The sequence below is a fragment of the Allobosea sp. GW821-FHT03A12 genome, from assembly GCF_058986765.1.
The window spans coordinates 521,715-537,378 of sequence record NZ_JBYSVZ010000005.1 but is presented as its reverse complement, the minus strand read 5'-3'; the positions used below and the strand labels follow the sequence as shown (position 1 = coordinate 537,378).

Sequence of the window (15,664 nt, the reverse complement as noted above, 5' to 3'; positions counted from 1 at the left end):
GCGCAGGCCTTCAATCAGCCGTGACAGGCGGTCCGGCGAGCTGGACCGCGACCGTGCCGAACCAGCGCGTCTCGACCTCGAAGCGCACCGGCACGGGAAACTCGCCGCCCTCGCGCAGTGCGATCAGGACCGAGCCTTTCAACGGTCGCATCGCCGCCTCGCGGTCATCGTCATGCCGGAAGCCGGCGATGGTCCGGACGGTGAAGCCGCAAGTCAGTCCGCGGCCGTTCAACGGGCCCTGGTCGCTCACCTGCACCTTGGCCGATGAGGTCATGACCGCAAGCGAGCGGCGGCGACCGTCATAGATCGCCGTCGAGCCGTCGCAGCCTTCCGTCTCGGCCACCTTCTTCAGCATCCCGGCGACGCCGGAGAGCGAGTCGACCGTGCCGCGGATCAGCTCGGGCGGGACGGCCTCGCGATCCTCGTTCGACGGCTCCTGCCGCCGGATCGTCGGCACGCCGCGCGAATAGTGCAATTCGCTGACATAGGCCCGGCCCCGCCAGGAGCCGTTCGCTTGATAGAGCCGCGGCTCGGGGCCGCCGCGGCCCCAGCGGCCTTCCACCTTGCCGGACTGCTCGGCCGCCCCGACAAGCTGGGCCGCCCGGTAGGGCCGCGTGCGGATCTCGATGCGGTAGCTGGCGCGGTCGAGCATCGAGGTCACCTCGATCTCGCCGAGCGTGACCCCGCCCAGCACCGTGACATCGTAGCGAAGGCGCATCTCGCGCGCCGAAGCGGCCGAGGGCGCGGCGCAGGCAAGCGCGCCGGCGATCAGGACGCCTGCCGCGATGGCCCTTGCCTGTCTCGATGCGATGCCGGTCAAGGACCTGCCCTCTCGCCGCGCTCAGGCAGCATCGCCGTCGCCGGCGAGACTGCACAGCCTCGCAGCCCCTCGGCGTCGTCCCTATCGAAGTCGCGCCCGAGCATCCGCATCATCCCGCACAGGACCGGCAGGTCCCTTCCCCCCGCGTGACCGCCCGGTGTCATAGGGCCGAGGCGATGTGCCGTTGTAGCGCGGACGAGGAGAGCCCCGCCATGCACGAAGGCGCGACGCGTCGCAGTCGCGGATCGGGTTATGCAGGGCCTCGGTGCCGGCGGGCTCTTCGAAAACGTGACGCCGTCCTTCAGCGACTCCTCTGGCCGAGCGCCTCGCTCCATCGGCGGGCCCAGCCCCTGCACGCCAGCGCCCCCGCCGAGATCAGGAAACCGACGGCAACACGCTGGCAGCGACGTCCGGTCAGTACGGCGTGACATTCGCCGGGATCGTCACAATGGTTTGATCCCGCGGCAGAGGCGGACCGGCGGGTTTCGTTCTGCCCAGCATTTCGAGGAGCGGCAGCAACGGATCGCGGGCGAGTTCACGAATGACGCGCCGCTCCAGCCAGTTGAGCCGCCAGGGCAGCACGGCCGCCTTGAACAGGCGGCCGCGATTCCTCAACTCCAGCCCGTCCGCCGGCCCGTTGCCCAGGGGCTCCTTCGTCAAGGCCGCGCGGACGAAATCCAGGCCCGCGAGCGCCATGACGTCCATCCGGAACCAGAAGCGCGGATTGCTCTCGATGAAAAAGACCTGGCCATCCGTTCGTTCGCGCAGGTCGAACCCGATCACCCCATCGAGCCGAAGATGCGCCGCGACGACCCTGCTGAAAGCATCGACATTGGGACGTCGAACGAAACGAATACCATGGCGCGCAAAGGTGTAGGCTACCTGGCCCGTGATCTTTCCGCGCTCGCACAGATAGAAGACGCAGAGATCCCGGCCGGGGATGAAGTCCTGTACAAGGATCGGGCTGTAGGCGATCCGCCCGCGCAGATCCTCCGGCCCGTTGATCCTGCGTACCCCCCATCCGCCATCGAGGTTCGCCGGCTTGACGATGAAGGGGTAGCTCAGTGCTCCCGTCGCGGCGGCGGCGCGCAGCTCGGACCAGGTCTCGAAGAGTTTCGTGCCCGGCACGGGCAGTTCGAGGTCGCGGCAGAGCCGATGAAAGGTCAGCTTGTTGTTCAGCAGATCGAATGCCTCCCCGGCAGGAACAGGAAAGCACGGTGTCTCGAACCTGTCCGGATAGGTCGCAAGAAAACGCGTGGTATGGCCGCAAGTCGGGAGGATGCAGGAGATTTGATGATCTTTCGCGTATCGATCGATCGCGGACGCCTCGCCAGGACCGGCAAGTGCGAACGGTTTTCCCAAATCATGAAAGGCATAGCAGTGTCTGGAATGCTTGAGCCAAGCCCCATCACCAGTTCCGATGATATGAATATCGTCGAAATATGAGGATACTGCTTTCAGTATCCTATACTCCATCCGAAACCTATCCGCCAAAAGGACTGCGCGGCCGCTCATTGCTCGACCTCCCGCTGCGGGCGCCAAATGAGAATGGAGCACATCTCAAAATTCTTTTCGTTTATCGTATCTCCCCATATTTGCCTGCTTGTCACCCCGCCGCAACCGATCTGCCCACGAACCAATAGTGTTAAGCCGATTGATCTCTGGAAGGCGCGAGGCCTTCGTAGATCATGAGGCATCGCATTCGGTCCAAGGGGGCGCGGGTGGACGAGGCCAACCCTCTCGACAGATTGGACAGGCAGTCGGGCACGGTATGGCGCGGCGACCAGACCTCCCGCCTGCCGCGTTCCTACGGGGCAGTCCGAGGCCATCCTGTCCCAAGGCTGGACCAGGCCGAGCGGCTTGAATCGGAGATCGTCACCGCTTCGGATTTCGCGCGGTATCGGGATGACTGGGACGATCTCGTCCGTCGCGCCCTGATCCCAAACGTCTACATGCACCCCGCCGTCGCGCTCGCAGCCGAGCGGCATGGTGGGCGGCCTGTCATCGTTGCGCTGGTCTGGCGACTATCCGGGCTCCGGCGCGTGCTCGTCGGCGCCTGGCTTCTGGGCGAATTCGCAGAGCGGCGCGGCTTCTTCAAGGTTCTCGATACGGCGCTGAACCGGCTCGTCTTCGCGGGGACGCCCGTCGTCGATGCGAGCCTAGCCCCGGATGTTCTCGACAAGCTGCTGGACGCCATCGCCGACCAGCCGAACCTTCCCGGGACCATCGTCGCGTCCGATCTGAATGCGGACGAGCGATTGCTACCCTGCCTGCGCGACGTTCTCGCCCGGCGGCGCTCCCGCGCCATGGTGGTGGGACGGCGGCGGCGAGCCATTCTGACGCGTCAAGCCGACGGAGAAATCTCAGGGCCTCAGGAAACCTCCGCGAAGCAGAGGCAGAGTTTCCGCAGGAGAAGCAGACGCCTGGCGGAGGCCGGCATCGAGCCTGTCGCCCTGGCGCGCGGCTCGGAGATCGCGGAGGCGTTCCGGGCCTTCCTCGAGATCGAGGCGAGCGGCTGGAAGGGCCGGATGGAGCACAGCGGCTGGGCGATACGGCTCGATCCGGCGCTGGAGCCGTTCGCGACGGAGATGATCGAAGGTCTGGTGCGAGCCGGATGCGCGAGCATCGAGGGCTTGCGGCAGGGCGAGCGCTGGATTGCCTTCTCGATCTGGCTTCGCTCCGGTTCACGCGCCTTCGGCTGGAAGATGGCCTATGACGAGGCGTTCGCCAGCTTCGGGCCCGGGCGCCAACTCTCGGAACGGGTGACGGCGACATTCCTGGCCGATCCCGTGCTGGCGAGCTTCGACAGCTGCAATGGCTCGGAGACCTCGTTTCACGCCGCGATCTGGCCGGAGCGGCTCGAACTGGTCGACGTCGTCATCGACGCCCGCCGCGGCGGCTCCGTTTCGGGCACGCTCTTCATGATCGTCGAACTAGCGTATCGTCGCGGACGAAGCTGGCTGAAGGCTGCGCGCGACAGCATGCGCGCGTATTGGCGTGGTTGGCACTCAAAAATGTGACCGCGCCGTGGACCGAAGCTAACTTCAGCACGGCGCGGCAAACGCCATCCGTTACGCCGCCTCGGCGAGGTGCTCCTTCTCCTCCACCCCATGCTGGCGCAGCGGCTTGTTGCCCGACAGCTTGCGCATCAGCACGTAGAAGACCGGCGTCAGGAAGATGCCGAAGGCGGTGACGCCGATCATGCCGGCGAAGACCGCGATGCCCATGGCCTGGCGCATCTCGGCGCCCGCCCCGGTCGAGAGCACGAGGGGCACCACGCCCATGACGAAGGCGAGCGAGGTCATCAGGATCGGCCGCAGGCGCAGGCGGCTGGCCTCGATCGCGGCCTCGACCGGCGTCCGGCCCTCGAATTCGAGCTCGCGCGCGAATTCGACGATCAGGATGGCGTTCTTGGCCGATAGCCCGACCAGGACGACGAGGCCGATCTGGGTGAAGACGTTGTTGTCGCCGCCGCTCCACCAGACACCGGCCATCGCCGCCATCAGGCCCATCGGGATGATCAGCAGGATCGCAACCGGCAGGGTCAGGCTCTCATACTGCGCTGCCAGCACCAGGAAGACGAGCAGGATCGCGACCGGGAAGACCAGCATGGCGGAATTGCCAGCCAGGATCTCCTGATAGGTCAGCTCGGTCCATTCGAAGGCGAAGCCCTTGGGCAAGGTCTCGGCGGCGATGCGGGTGACGGCGTCCTGCGCCTGGCCCGAGGAGAAGCCCGGGGCCGGGCCGGCATTGATGTCGGCGCTGAGGAAGCCGTTATAGCGCATGGCACGTTCGGGGCCGGAATCGGTACGCACATTGAGCACGGCCGAGAGCGGCACCATCTCGCCCGAGTTGGAGCGGACCTTGAGCTTGCCGATGTCCTCCTGATAGGCGCGATAGGGGGCATCGGCCTGGACGCGCACGGTGTAGGTGCGGCCGAACTTGTTGAAGTCGTTCACATAGGACGATCCCAGATAGATCTGCAGCGTCTCGAAGACGTCGGTGACGGGAACGCCGAGCTGGCGCGCCTTGGTGCGGTCGATGTCGGCATAGAGCTGGGGAACGTTGACCTGGAAGCTCGAGAACATGCCGGCGAGCTCGGGCGCCGTCGCGGCCTTGGCCATGAAGGCCTTGGTCGCCTCGTCGAGCGCCTTGTAGCCGAGGCCGGCGCGATCCTCGATCTGCAGCTTGAAGCCGCCGATGGTGCCGAGGCCCTGGACGGGCGGCGGCGGGAACATCGCGATGAACGCCTCCTTGATCCCGGCAAACTCCTTGTTGAGCTGCATGGCGATGGCGTTGCCCGAGAGCGAGGGGTCCTTGCGCTGGTCGAAGGGCTTCAGGCCGACGAAGACGATGCCGGCATTGGACGAGTTGGTGAAGCCGTTGATCGACAGGCCCGGGAACGAGATCGCATTCTCGACGCCGGGATGCTTCAGGGCGATCTCGTCCATCTTGCGGATGACGTCCTCGGTGCGGTCGAGCGTCGCCGCGTCGGGAAGCTGGGCAAAGCCGACGAGGTATTGCTTGTCCTGGCCGGGTACGAAGCCCGACGGCACCTTCTGGAACAGCATGACGGTCAGGCCGACGAGGCCGGCATAGACGACGAGCATCACCGTCTTGCGGCCGAGGATGCGGGTGACGCCAGCCCCATAGGCCTGCGAGGAGCGGTTGAAGAAGCGGTTGAAGCCGCGGAAGAACCAGCCGAACAGGAAGTCCATGCCACGGGTGAGCGCATCCTTGGGCGCATCATGGCCGCGCAGCAGCAGCGCGGCGAGCGCCGGCGACAGCGTCAGCGAGTTGATCGCCGAGATCACCGTCGAGATCGCGATGGTGAGCGCGAACTGGCGGTAGAACTGGCCGGTCAGGCCGCTGATGAAGGCGAGCGGCACGAAGACCGCGACGAGGACAAGCGCGATCGCGATGATCGGGCCGGAGACCTCGCGCATCGCCTTGTAGGTCGCTTCGCGCGGGCTGAGGCCGTTCTCGATATTGCGCTCGACATTCTCGACCACGACGATGGCGTCGTCGACGACGATGCCGATCGCCAGCACCAGGCCGAACAGCGAGAGCGCGTTGATCGAGAAGCCGAAGAGATACATCACCGCGAAGGTGCCGACGACCGAGATCGGCACGGCCACCAGCGGGATGATCGAGGCGCGCCAGGTCTGCAAGAAGACGATGACGACGAGCACGACCAGCGCGATCGCCTCGAGCAGCGTCGAGATCACCGCCTTGATCGAGGCGCGGACGAACTGGGTGGTGTCATAGACGATTGAGTAGTCGACGCCCTCGGGCATGTTCTGCTTGATCTCGCGCATCGTCTCCTGGACACGGTCGGCGATGGCGATGGCGTTCGAGTTCGGCGCCTGGAAGATCGGCACCGCGACGGCCGACTTGCCGTTGAGCAGCGAACGCAGCGCGTATTCGGCGGCGCCGAGCTCGATGCGGGAAACGTCCTTCAGGCGCACGACCGCGCCGCTCGGGGCCGTCTTGACGATGATCTCGCCGAACTCCTCCTCGCTGGCGAGGCGGCCCTGCGCGTTCACCGAGAGCTGCAGGTCGAGCCCCGGCCCGCTCGGCGAGGCGCCGATTACGCCGGCCGCGGCCTGGACGTTCTGGGCGCGGATCTCGCGGACGATGTCGGAGGGCGAGAGGCCGTGCTCGGCGACCTTCTGCGGGTCGAGCCAGACGCGCATCGAATAGTCGCCCGAGCCGAAGAGCTGGACCTGGCCGACGCCGTCGATGCGCGCCAGCCGATCCTTGACGTTGAGGACGGCGTAGTTGCGCAGATAGGTCATGTCATAGCGGCCGTTCGGCGAGGTGATGTGCACCACCATCGTCAGGTCCGGCGAGCTCTTGATGGTGGTGACGCCGAGGCGGCGCACCTCCTCCGGCAGGCGGGGCTCCGCCTGGCTGACCCGGTTCTGGACCAGTTGCTGGGCCTTGTCCGGGTCGGTGCCGAGCTTGAAGGTGACGTTCAGCGTCATCACGCCGTCGGTCGTCGCCTGGCTCGACATGTAGAGCATGCCCTCGACGCCGTTGATCTGCTCCTCGATCGGCGTCGCCACGGTCTCGGCAATGACGCGGGGATTGGCGCCGGGGTATTGCGCGCGCACCACCACGGTCGGCGGCACGACCTCGGGATATTCCGAGATCGGCAGCGCGCGCAGCGCCAGGAGGCCGGCGAGGAAGATCAGGACGGAGAGGACGCCGGCGAAGATCGGCCGGTCGATGAAGAACTTCGAGAGGTTCATGGGGTGCCCCTTCAAGGCGGCGGCCCCGCCGGTCCCGAAGCGGCCGGCGGGGCGGGAAATGGAGGGCTCGCGCGCTTTAGCGCTGTGCGAGCTCGGTCTTGGGCTTCTTCAGTTCGGAGCGCTCGGCCATCGGCACCTGCTCGGGGGCGACGGACGCGCCCGGGCGGATGCGCTGCAGGCCGTTGACGACGATCTGCTCGCCGGCCTCCAGCCCGCTGGTGACGATGCGCAGGCCTTCAGCGGCGGTGCCGAGCGTAACCTCGCGCCAGACCGCCTTGTGATCCTTGCCGACGACGAAGACGAACTTCTTGTTCTGGTCGGTGCCGACGGCGCGCTCGTTGATCACCAGCGCCGGCTCGGACTTGGCCTGGCCCATGCGCAGGCGCACGAACTGGCCCGGCATCAGCGCGCCGTCCTTGTTGTCGAAGATCGCCCGGACGCGGACCGTGCCGGTCGCGGCGTCGATGCCGTTGTCGACGAAATTGAGATGGCCGGAGATCGGCGCGGCCTCGTTGGTCGCGGTGGTCATCTGCACCGGGATGCGCTTGAGGTCGCGCGGCTTGCCGGGCTCCGTCGGCAGGGTCGCCAGCGCCTTGAGCAGCGAGCCCTCGTCAGCGTTGAAGCCGGCATAGACCGGATCGACCGAGACCAGCGTCGTCAGCAGCGGCGCATTGGCGCCGGCGGCGACGAGATTGCCGACGGTGACTTCCAGCCGGCCGATGCGGCCACCGATCGGGGCGCGGATCTGGGTGTAGTCGAGGTTGAGCCTAGCCGACTGCAGGGCGGCGCGGGCGGCGCGCTCGTTGGCCTGTGCCTCACGCAGCGCATTCAGCCGCGCATCGAGATCGCGCTGCGAGACGTTCTGCGTCGACATCAGCTTCTGGCCGCGCTCGTGCTCATTGGCGGCGAGCGCGACGCGGGCCTCGGCGGCGAGCAACTGCGCCTGGGCGCGCTCGAACTCGGCCTGATAGGGCGCCTGGTCGATGCTGACGAGCAGATCGCCCTGCCTGACCAGCGCGCCTTGCGAAAAGTGCACCTGCTCGACCACGCCGGAGACGCGCGAGCGGATCTCGACGCGCTCGATCGCCTCGAGCCGGCCGGAGAATTCGGCCCAGCTGACCAGCTCGCGCTGCTCGACCAGAGCGACGGAAACAGGAGTCGGTGCCGCAGCGGCGGGGGCAGTGTCGCCCTGCGCCGTGTTCGAGCCGTGGACGGCTACGGCAAGCGCGGCGAGCGAGACGCCGGCGGTAACAGCAACGCCCAACAGGGCATGACGGATCGTTCCCAGAATCATGGGTCTAGTCCTTTCCGGAGATGGAAATTCTTGGTGGCGAGCGCGCTAGCGGGGCGCGGTCACGGTGAGGAACTCACTGACATGGTGACAGGCCGAACAGAGGCAGGAGCCGTCGCAGGGCCCTTCGGCGAAGGCGACCGGCCAGCGGCTCGGCCCGGAGATGATGCGAACGGTGGTGTCGACGCCGGCCGCCTTCAGGCGATTGCCGTACATGACGCTCTCGTCGCGCAGCAGGTCATCCTCGGCGGTGACGATCAGCGCCGGCGCGAGCCCAGAAAGCCTGCTGGCGTTGACCGGCGCGGCGTAAGGGTGCGCCGCCTTATCGGGTGAGCCGAGATAATCCTGCCAGCCATCGGCCCAGGGGCAGCCGCAGGCGCCGGCCTCGGCCTCGCGAAAGGAATAAGTGCCGAGGCAAGCGTCGAGCATCGGCGAAAACAGGATCTGGCCGGCGAGCGCCGGGCCGCGGCGGTCGCGCGCCATCATGGCGAGCGCTGCGGCGAGGTTGCCGCCGGCTTCCTCGCCCGCCACATAGAAGGGCGCCTGCTTGGCGACCCAACGCGCCTTGTCGCGGCCGATCCGCTCCAATGCGGCATAGGCGGTCTCCAGCGCCTGCGGAAAACGATGCTCCGGCGCCAGCGGATAAGGCAGCGAGATCACGATCGCACCGGCCTCGGCTAGAGTGGTCGCGACCGCCTCGCCCGCCGCGAGCGAGCCGCTGTTGAAGTGGCCGCCATGCAGGTGGAAGACGAGGCCGGCATCATCGGGCACGGAAGCCGGTGCATAGAGCCGCCCAGCGAGCTTCTCGCGCCCGGCCGCGACGCTCTGCTCGCGCCAGAAGACGGAGCGGCGATAGCGGCTTTCGGGGAGGAGCGGAGCGAGCATCGGCGGAGCGCCTTGCGGGTGTTGCGATGCGGTCAGAATTAGATGATGCTGCTACGCTAATAAACTAGCCATATGCTCATACATTGTTTCCATATAGAAACAATCAGTGAGACAGCCCAGGCCTGATCGATGGACCAGTTCACCGCCATGCGCGCCTTCGTGCGCGTCGTCGAAGTCGGCACCTTCACCCGCGCGGCGCAACTGCTCGACCTGCCGAAGCCGACCGTGACCAAGCTGATCCAGCAGCTCGAAGCCCATCTCCACGCGCAATTGCTCAACCGCACGACGCGGCGGGTCACGGTGACGATGGACGGCGCAGCCTATTACGAACGGGCGCTCAGGCTGCTCGGCGAGATCGACGAACTCGACCAGAGCATGGCCTCGTCGCAGGCCCGGCCGAGCGGGCGCTTGCGCATGGATGTCAGCCTGCCCTTCGCGACCGAGATCATCCTGCCGGCCCTGCCGCGCTTCCATGCACGCTATCCGGAGATCCAGATCGACATGGGCCTGTCGGACCGCCCGGCCGATTTGATCGGGGAGAATCTCGACCTTGCCCTGCGGGCCGGCGCGATCCAGGACCAGAGCCTGATCGCACGACGCATCGGCGAGATGCATCTGATCGCCTGCGCGACGCCGGGCTATCTCGCACAATACGGCACGCCACGGCATCCGAACGAGCTGGAGACCGGCCATATAGCAATCGGCTACCGCTCCGCCGGCATGAACCGCCTCCTGCCTTTCGACTTCGTCGGTCCAAAGGAGGCGGTGGAGATCAACTGCCCCTATATCGTCTCGGTCAACGAAGGCAGCGGCTATCTCGCCGCCGGGCTCGCCGGGCTAGGCCTGATGCAGCTGCCGCTGTTCATGGGGCATGAGCATCTCGCCGCCGGCCGGCTGGTCCCGATCCTGCCCGAGTGGAGTCTGGCGCCGCGGCCGCTGCACATCATCTATCCGCCGAACCGGCACCTCTCGAACAAGGTCCGCGTCTTCGTCGACTGGCTGGCAGAATTGTTCGCCCGGGACGAACGTATCCAGCGCCGGCTCGCTACGCCCGCGATGCACGATACGGCGGCATGAGCCGGAGGCGGGGTTTCATCAAGGGCGGAATGCGCTAACCAGAGGAGCCGGCATGCGCCGCGCGCCGTCTCCTCTCAAGCCAGGTCCGCCCGATGTCCCGCAGCGTCCGCGACAAGCTCGAAGCCACCCTTACCCGCATCGGCGACGGCGCCCCGGTCTTCACCAAGCTTCTCACTGACACCGCCCGCGCCGAAGCCGACGCCGCCGATCGCCGCCGCGAGGCCGGGCTGCAGCTGAGCGCGATCGACGGCACAATCGTCTCGGTCAAGGACCTGCTCGACGTGAAGGGCATCACGACCTGGGCCGGCTCCAGCGCGCTGAAGGGCGCGCCTGCCGCGACGCAGGATGCGCCCTCGGTGGCGCGGCTGCGCCGAGCCGGCGCGGTGATCATCGGCAAGACCAACATGACCGAGTTCGCCTTTTCCGGCATCGGCCTCAACACCACCTTCGGCACGCCGGGCAGCGCCGTCGACAAGGCGCGCATCCCCGGCGGCTCCTCCTCCGGCGCGGCGGTCTCGGTGGCGGAAGGCTCGTCGGAGCTGACGGTCGGCACCGATACCGGTGGTTCCTGCCGCATCCCCGCCGCCTTCAACGGCATCACCGGGATGAAGCCGACGCATAAGACGGTTCCCGATGAGGGCTGCTTCCCGCTGGCGCCGAGCCTCGATTCGATCGGCCCGCTGGCCAAGGACGTCGCCGGCTGCGCGCGCCTGCTCTCGGTGCTGGCGGATCGGCCGTTCGACCTCGCGGACGGACTCTCGCCGGCCCGCATCCGCCTCGGCGTAGCGCGCGGCGGCTTCCTCGCCGAGGCTGATCCGTCCGTCGCCAAGGCCTATGAGGCGGCGATCGAGCGCGTGACGCGGCTCGGCATCGCCGTCGAGCCGATCGATCTCGACGGGTTCTACAAGGAGATGCTGGCGGTCGCCCCCGTGCCGCTCGTCACGGTCGAGGCGGCTGCAGTGCATCGCGACCTGCTGGCCAGCAAGGCCGATGCCTATGACCGGCGCGTCGCGGCCCGCATCGCCATCGGCGTGCCTTGCAAAGCGGCCGACTACATCATCGCCATGGAGAAGCGCCGGACGCTGATCGCCCGGCTCGCCGCCCAGCTCGACGGGCTCGACGGCTTCCTGGCGCCGACCGTGCCGATCGAGGCGCCGACGATCGCCGCGATGGAGGCCGGTGACGAGGCCTTTTTCAACGCGAACCGGCTGATCCTGCGCAACCCGGCCTTCGGCAACCTGTTCGACCTGTGCTCGATCTCGCTGCCGATGCCGCTCGGCGACAAGCTCTCCGGCGGGCTGATGCTGAGCGCGGTCGCGGGACGGGACCGGCAGTTGCTCAGCATTGCGAAGCTGATCGAGACCGCTGCGGCGGGCTGAGTGTCAGGGCACTGACGCGCTTCCCGTCATGGTCGGGCTTGTCCCGACCATCCACGTCTTCGCCCATTATTCGCGTTCGGTGTTCAAGACGTGGATGCTCGCCACAAGGGCGAGCATGACGTCGAGGTTCAGCCCCTCACCTCGCCCAGCGACCAGGGGAGCTCCTCGCCACCGCGGAAGATGACGACGTCTTCCTCGCCGACCGCCACGGTCGGCGAGACCCGGCAGGGCCGCTTCTCCAGCGTGATCGTGCCTTCGTTCAGCGGCAGGCCGTAGAAGCGCGCACCGTTCTCCGAGGCGAAGGCCTCGAAATGCGAAAGAGCCCCCTCCTCATCGAAGACCTGGACATAGGTCTGCAGCGCGGTGGCGCCGCCGAAGACACCGGCCGAGCAGCATTCGGCCTGCTTGGCGCTGCGCAGATGCGGGGCGGTGTCGGTGCCGATGAAGAAATTGCCGTCGCCGGAGGTGACCGCCTTGCGCAGAGCGAGGCGATGGCGCTCGCGCTTGGCGACCGGCAGGCAATAGAGATGCGGCCGGAGCCCGCCCTGGAAAATCGAGGTGCGGTTGATGATCAGGTGATGCGGCGTCACCGTGCCGGCCGCCCGGCCGGCATGGGCGCGCACCAGCTCGACGGTCTCGGCGGTGGTGACGTGCTCGACGACGACCTTCAGCCCCTGATGCCGCTTCAGCAGCGGCAGCATCTCGGTCTCCATGAACACCGCTTCGCGGTCGAAGATGTCGACGGCGGGGTCGGTCGCCTCGCCATGGACGAGGACTGGCATGCCGATCCTCTCCATCCGCTCCAGCACCGGGGCGAGCTTGGGGATGCTGGTAACGCCGTGATGGGAATTGGTCGTCGCACCCGAGGGGTAGAGCTTGGCCGCGGCCCAGACGCCCTCGCGGAAACCACGTTCGATCTCGTCGGGCGACGTCGTATCAGTGAGATAGCAGGTCATCAGCGGGGTGAAGTCACTGCCCGCCGGTCGGGCCGCCAGGATGCGCTCGCGATAGGCTGATGCCGCATCGACCGATGTCACCGGCGGGACCAGGTTCGGCATGATGATGCCGCGTCTGAACTGCGCCGCGGTGAAGGGCAGCACCGCCTTCAGCATGGTGCCGTCGCGCAGATGCACGTGCCAATCGTCGGGCCGGCGGATCGTCAGCGTCTCGAAGGTGCCGGCCGCCTTGGCTTCCGTGCTGCCGAAGAGTTCCGTGACGCTCATGACCTGCCCCTGTGCTCACCTGCCCGCCGAGCGAATCCACCGAGGGGCTGGCCTTTCCATAACCGCCTTGCCCAGGCCATGCGAGCATCTCCATGCAATCATGCCGGGGACAGCGCATGGCGGGGATTGACCTTCACCGGCAACCTGTCGAGAAGGGGCCGTTTGCGAATTCGATCCGAGCCGCGCCAACGCCTGCAAACGGCGAAGGCTGGCGCGCGCTGGCCCTGGAGAACGAGACCATGTCCAATCTTTACATGCCGGTCGACCGGGAGACCATCGCGCTCGAAGCGGCCAAGATGCTGCTCGAGATCAAGGCGGTCCACTTCTACAGCGACAAGCCCTTCATCTTCACCTCGGGCTGGGCGAGCCCGGTCTATATCGACTGCCGCAAGATCATCTCCTTCCCGCGTTTGCGCTCCTCGCTGATCGACTTCGCCGCGACCACCATCGTGCGCGACATCGGCTATGAATCGATCGACATCGTCGCTGGCGGCGAGACGGCCGGCATCCCCTTCGCTGCCTGGATCTCCGACCGGCTGTCGCTGCCGATGCAATATGTCCGCAAGAAGCCCAAGGGCTTCGGCCGCAATGCTCAGATCGAGGGCGAGGTCGTCGAGGGCGCGCGCACTTTGCTGGTCGAGGACCTCGCCACAGATGGCGGCAGCAAGGTCAATTTCTGCAAGGCGCTGCGCGACGCCGGCGCCAAGGTCGATCACTGCTTCGTGCTGTTCTACTACGACATCTTCCCGCAGGGTCGCGCGATGATGCAGGAGATCGGCGTCGGCCTGCACTATCTCACCACCTGGTGGGACGTGCTCAAGGTCGCCAAGGCGAGCGGCCATTTCGAGCCGAAGGTGCTGGACGAGGTCGAGCGCTTCCTCAACGAGCCGGCCAAATGGTCGGCGGCGCATGGCGGCATTTCGGACTTCAACCAGGCCAAGACCGGCTGAGGACGAAAGCCGGCCGGCTGGGCAGATTCTCAGCCGGCGTGCAGGACTCTGAAGCGATCGGGCGCCACCGGGTCCCGGTCGACCACCTGGATCGGCGGCCAGGCCCATTGCCAGACGCTGATGCCCGGCACGCGCGAGAAGCGGATGGGCCCGCGCGTGCCCTCGACCGACACCTCAGACCAGGCCTGCGCCAGCCGTCCCGGCTCTGCACCATGGGACCGCAGCATCGCGGCAAGGACGGTAATCGTGTCGTAGCCCTCGAAGGCGACGAAGGATGGGGCCTGCTCCAGTCGCTCGCGCAAGGCTGCCTCAACGCGCGTGCCGAGCGGAGGGAGTTGCTCCGGCAGATAGCGCAGGAACGGGATCGCAGTGCCCTCCTCGCCCAGCAAGGCCAGCCATTCGGGCAGCTCCGGCGGCCCGGCCGGCGCGCCGATCAGGACGCCACCAAGGCGCGGATCGGTGCGGACGGCCTTGACGATCGACACCGCCGGCTCGGGATGGCCGACCAGGAGCAGCAGGGCCGTGGCGCCCTCCCCGGCAAGCTCGTCACAGAGCGCAGCAAGCGTGAGCGAGTTCATCTCGAACTCCGTGACGCTTCCCCCGCGTGGCGCGATGTAGTCCTGCAGGATACGCGTTCCGGAGGCCCAGTAGACGCTCGGCACGGTTGCCACGACGATCCGCCGATGGCCTGCATCGAGCAGGAAGTCGGCATAGAGCCGCCAGCCGCGCGATTGCGCCGGGGCGATGCGCGCGACCCAATCCGTCGGCTGCTCGGTGAGCCCATCGAGAACCGCCGAGGAGCAGAGGAATGGCAAGCCGAGCGCATCGGCCCTCGCCGCAGCGGCGCGAGCGACGACGCTGTGATATTCCCCGGCAAGGGCGACGATGCCCATCTCGGCCAGCTCATCGACTGCCGCCATCGCCTTCTGCGGATCGGCGGCAGTGTCGCGCACGAGCAGCTCGAGCGGCCGCCCAGCAATCCCGCCCGCGTCATTGACCTCGGCGGTGGCGAGTTCGAGCCCGGCGAGCAGATGCCGGCCGGCTTCGACCCAGCCGGGCGGTGACAGCGGCACCAGGGCGCCGATCCGGATGGGCGTGGTCATGCGTCGGCATCTCCCGGGCGACGTTTCAGTCGCACTATGCCGGGATCGCGCCGATGGGCGTCAGTAGCGCGAGTGCAGCGCACCCAAGAATGCCTCGCATGGGCATCCGGCGACGGTCATGCCTCGCCCGGCTGCAGCAACCTCAGAATGCGGATGAGCTCGGCCAGATCCCCTTGCGCCAGCCGGGCGAGCTCGGCGGGCGGCCGGTAATAAGCCGCCATCAGCTCCTGGATGACCGCCCTGCCCTTTTCCGTCGCCCGCACGAGCTTCACGCGCCGGTCGGCAGCCGAAGCGACGCGCTCGGCCAGGCTCGCGCGCTCCAGCCGGTCGACCAGCCAGGTTGCGGTCGAGGGGTCGCAGGTCCATTCCTTCGCCAGCGCCCCCATCGGCTTGTCGCCCTCTCCGAGCGTGAACAGCGCACGGGCATCGTTCGGCGTCAGCCCCCGCTCCTGCTGAGCCAGCAATCGCTCGGGCGCTGAGCGCATCAGGAAGCCGAACATCAGCTGCCAGGCCTCGGCAGCCCCGGCGGCCGGGTCTTCGGAAAATGGCATCATCGCATCTGGCGTCATCGGCTCAGGACCTTGGTGTCTTGACATACTTTTATATATCAAATATTTTGACTTATCAAAATAACTTCCATGCCGCGGCCTCGTGACGCCGCAAGGAGCCTCCGTCCCGCGGC

At 67.1% G+C, this 15,664-nt stretch carries 12 protein-coding genes; 4 read left to right on the top strand and 8 right to left on the bottom strand.

Annotated features, from left to right (window positions below):
• Positions 1 to 10: 10 nt before the first annotated feature.
• Positions 11 to 820 carry a DUF3108 domain-containing protein gene (locus AC3WLC_RS21190; RefSeq protein ID WP_493685893.1) on the bottom strand — a complete coding sequence of 270 codons (810 nt, stop codon included), beginning with the start codon at positions 818 to 820 and terminating at the stop codon, positions 11 to 13.
• A gap of 414 nt (positions 821 to 1,234) precedes the next feature.
• Positions 1,235 to 2,335 carry an ATP-grasp domain-containing protein gene (locus tag AC3WLC_RS21185; protein WP_493685892.1) on the bottom strand — a complete coding sequence of 367 codons (1,101 nt, stop codon included), beginning with the start codon at positions 2,333 to 2,335 and terminating at the stop codon, positions 1,235 to 1,237.
• Positions 2,336 to 2,541: 206 nt separating this feature from the next.
• On the opposite strand from AC3WLC_RS21185, the gene AC3WLC_RS21180 reads away from it, so the two are divergent.
• Positions 2,542 to 3,840: a GNAT family N-acetyltransferase gene (locus AC3WLC_RS21180; protein WP_493685891.1), complete on the top strand. Its 1,299-nt coding sequence runs from the start codon at positions 2,542 to 2,544 to the stop codon at positions 3,838 to 3,840.
• A 51-nt stretch (positions 3,841 to 3,891) separates the two neighbouring features.
• Here the strand turns inward: AC3WLC_RS21180 and AC3WLC_RS21175 are convergent, their stop codons facing one another.
• From AC3WLC_RS21175 to AC3WLC_RS21165, 3 genes are all read right to left on the bottom strand, one after another.
• On the bottom strand, positions 3,892 to 7,074 hold the full coding sequence (locus tag AC3WLC_RS21175; RefSeq protein WP_493685890.1) for an efflux RND transporter permease subunit: 3,183 nt from the start codon (positions 7,072 to 7,074) through the stop codon (positions 3,892 to 3,894).
• A 76-nt stretch (positions 7,075 to 7,150) separates the two neighbouring features.
• Positions 7,151 to 8,368 carry an efflux RND transporter periplasmic adaptor subunit gene (locus AC3WLC_RS21170; RefSeq protein WP_493685888.1) on the bottom strand — a complete coding sequence of 406 codons (1,218 nt, stop codon included), beginning with the start codon at positions 8,366 to 8,368 and terminating at the stop codon, positions 7,151 to 7,153.
• Positions 8,369 to 8,413: 45 nt separating this feature from the next.
• Entirely contained in the window at positions 8,414 to 9,250 is an 837-nt protein-coding gene (locus AC3WLC_RS21165; protein ID WP_493685887.1) for an alpha/beta hydrolase fold domain-containing protein, read from the bottom strand.
• A gap of 129 nt (positions 9,251 to 9,379) precedes the next feature.
• Between AC3WLC_RS21165 and AC3WLC_RS21160 the strand changes: the two genes are divergently transcribed.
• Positions 9,380 to 10,327, top strand: coding sequence for a LysR family transcriptional regulator (locus AC3WLC_RS21160; protein WP_493685886.1), 948 nt, complete (start codon positions 9,380 to 9,382; stop codon positions 10,325 to 10,327).
• 92 nt (positions 10,328 to 10,419) lie between these two features.
• Positions 10,420 to 11,706, top strand: a complete 1,287-nt coding sequence (locus AC3WLC_RS21155; RefSeq protein ID WP_493685885.1) for an amidase — start codon at positions 10,420 to 10,422, stop codon at positions 11,704 to 11,706.
• 128 nt (positions 11,707 to 11,834) lie between these two features.
• On the opposite strand, the gene pyrC is transcribed toward AC3WLC_RS21155, so the two are convergent.
• Positions 11,835 to 12,929: a dihydroorotase gene (gene pyrC / locus AC3WLC_RS21150; protein ID WP_493685884.1), complete on the bottom strand. Its 1,095-nt coding sequence runs from the start codon at positions 12,927 to 12,929 to the stop codon at positions 11,835 to 11,837.
• 239 nt (positions 12,930 to 13,168) lie between these two features.
• On the opposite strand from pyrC, the gene AC3WLC_RS21145 reads away from it, so the two are divergent.
• Positions 13,169 to 13,879 (top strand): orotate phosphoribosyltransferase, encoded by a 711-nt coding sequence (locus tag AC3WLC_RS21145; protein WP_493685883.1) that lies wholly within the window; start codon positions 13,169 to 13,171, stop codon positions 13,877 to 13,879.
• A 29-nt stretch (positions 13,880 to 13,908) separates the two neighbouring features.
• On the opposite strand, the gene AC3WLC_RS21140 is transcribed toward AC3WLC_RS21145, so the two are convergent.
• Positions 13,909 to 14,982, bottom strand: a complete 1,074-nt coding sequence (locus tag AC3WLC_RS21140) for an ABC transporter substrate-binding protein (protein WP_493685882.1) — start codon at positions 14,980 to 14,982, stop codon at positions 13,909 to 13,911.
• A 116-nt stretch (positions 14,983 to 15,098) separates the two neighbouring features.
• Complete coding sequence (locus AC3WLC_RS21135) at positions 15,099 to 15,533, bottom strand: MarR family winged helix-turn-helix transcriptional regulator (RefSeq protein ID WP_493685881.1); 435 nt, start codon at positions 15,531 to 15,533, stop codon at positions 15,099 to 15,101.
• Between the last annotated feature and the right edge of the window lie 131 nt (positions 15,534 to 15,664).

What these genes read in the sequence shown, in the direction of transcription:
- AC3WLC_RS21160 (WP_493685886.1), top strand. Translation starts at nt 9,380, where the DNA reads ATGGACCAGTTCACCGCCATGCGCGCCTTCGTGCGCGTCGTCGAAGTC.
- AC3WLC_RS21145 (WP_493685883.1), top strand. Translation starts at nt 13,169, where the DNA reads ATGTCCAATCTTTACATGCCGGTCGACCGGGAGACCATCGCGCTCGAA.
- AC3WLC_RS21140 (WP_493685882.1), bottom strand. Translation starts at nt 14,982, where the DNA reads ATGACCACGCCCATCCGGATCGGCGCCCTGGTGCCGCTGTCACCGCCC.
- AC3WLC_RS21155 (WP_493685885.1), top strand. Translation starts at nt 10,420, where the DNA reads ATGTCCCGCAGCGTCCGCGACAAGCTCGAAGCCACCCTTACCCGCATC.
- pyrC (WP_493685884.1), bottom strand. Translation starts at nt 12,929, where the DNA reads ATGAGCGTCACGGAACTCTTCGGCAGCACGGAAGCCAAGGCGGCCGGC.
- AC3WLC_RS21165 (WP_493685887.1), bottom strand. Translation starts at nt 9,250, where the DNA reads ATGCTCGCTCCGCTCCTCCCCGAAAGCCGCTATCGCCGCTCCGTCTTC.
- AC3WLC_RS21135 (WP_493685881.1), bottom strand. Translation starts at nt 15,533, where the DNA reads ATGCCATTTTCCGAAGACCCGGCCGCCGGGGCTGCCGAGGCCTGGCAG.
- AC3WLC_RS21175 (WP_493685890.1), bottom strand. Translation starts at nt 7,074, where the DNA reads ATGAACCTCTCGAAGTTCTTCATCGACCGGCCGATCTTCGCCGGCGTC.
- AC3WLC_RS21185 (WP_493685892.1), bottom strand. Translation starts at nt 2,335, where the DNA reads ATGAGCGGCCGCGCAGTCCTTTTGGCGGATAGGTTTCGGATGGAGTAT.
- AC3WLC_RS21170 (WP_493685888.1), bottom strand. Translation starts at nt 8,368, where the DNA reads ATGATTCTGGGAACGATCCGTCATGCCCTGTTGGGCGTTGCTGTTACC.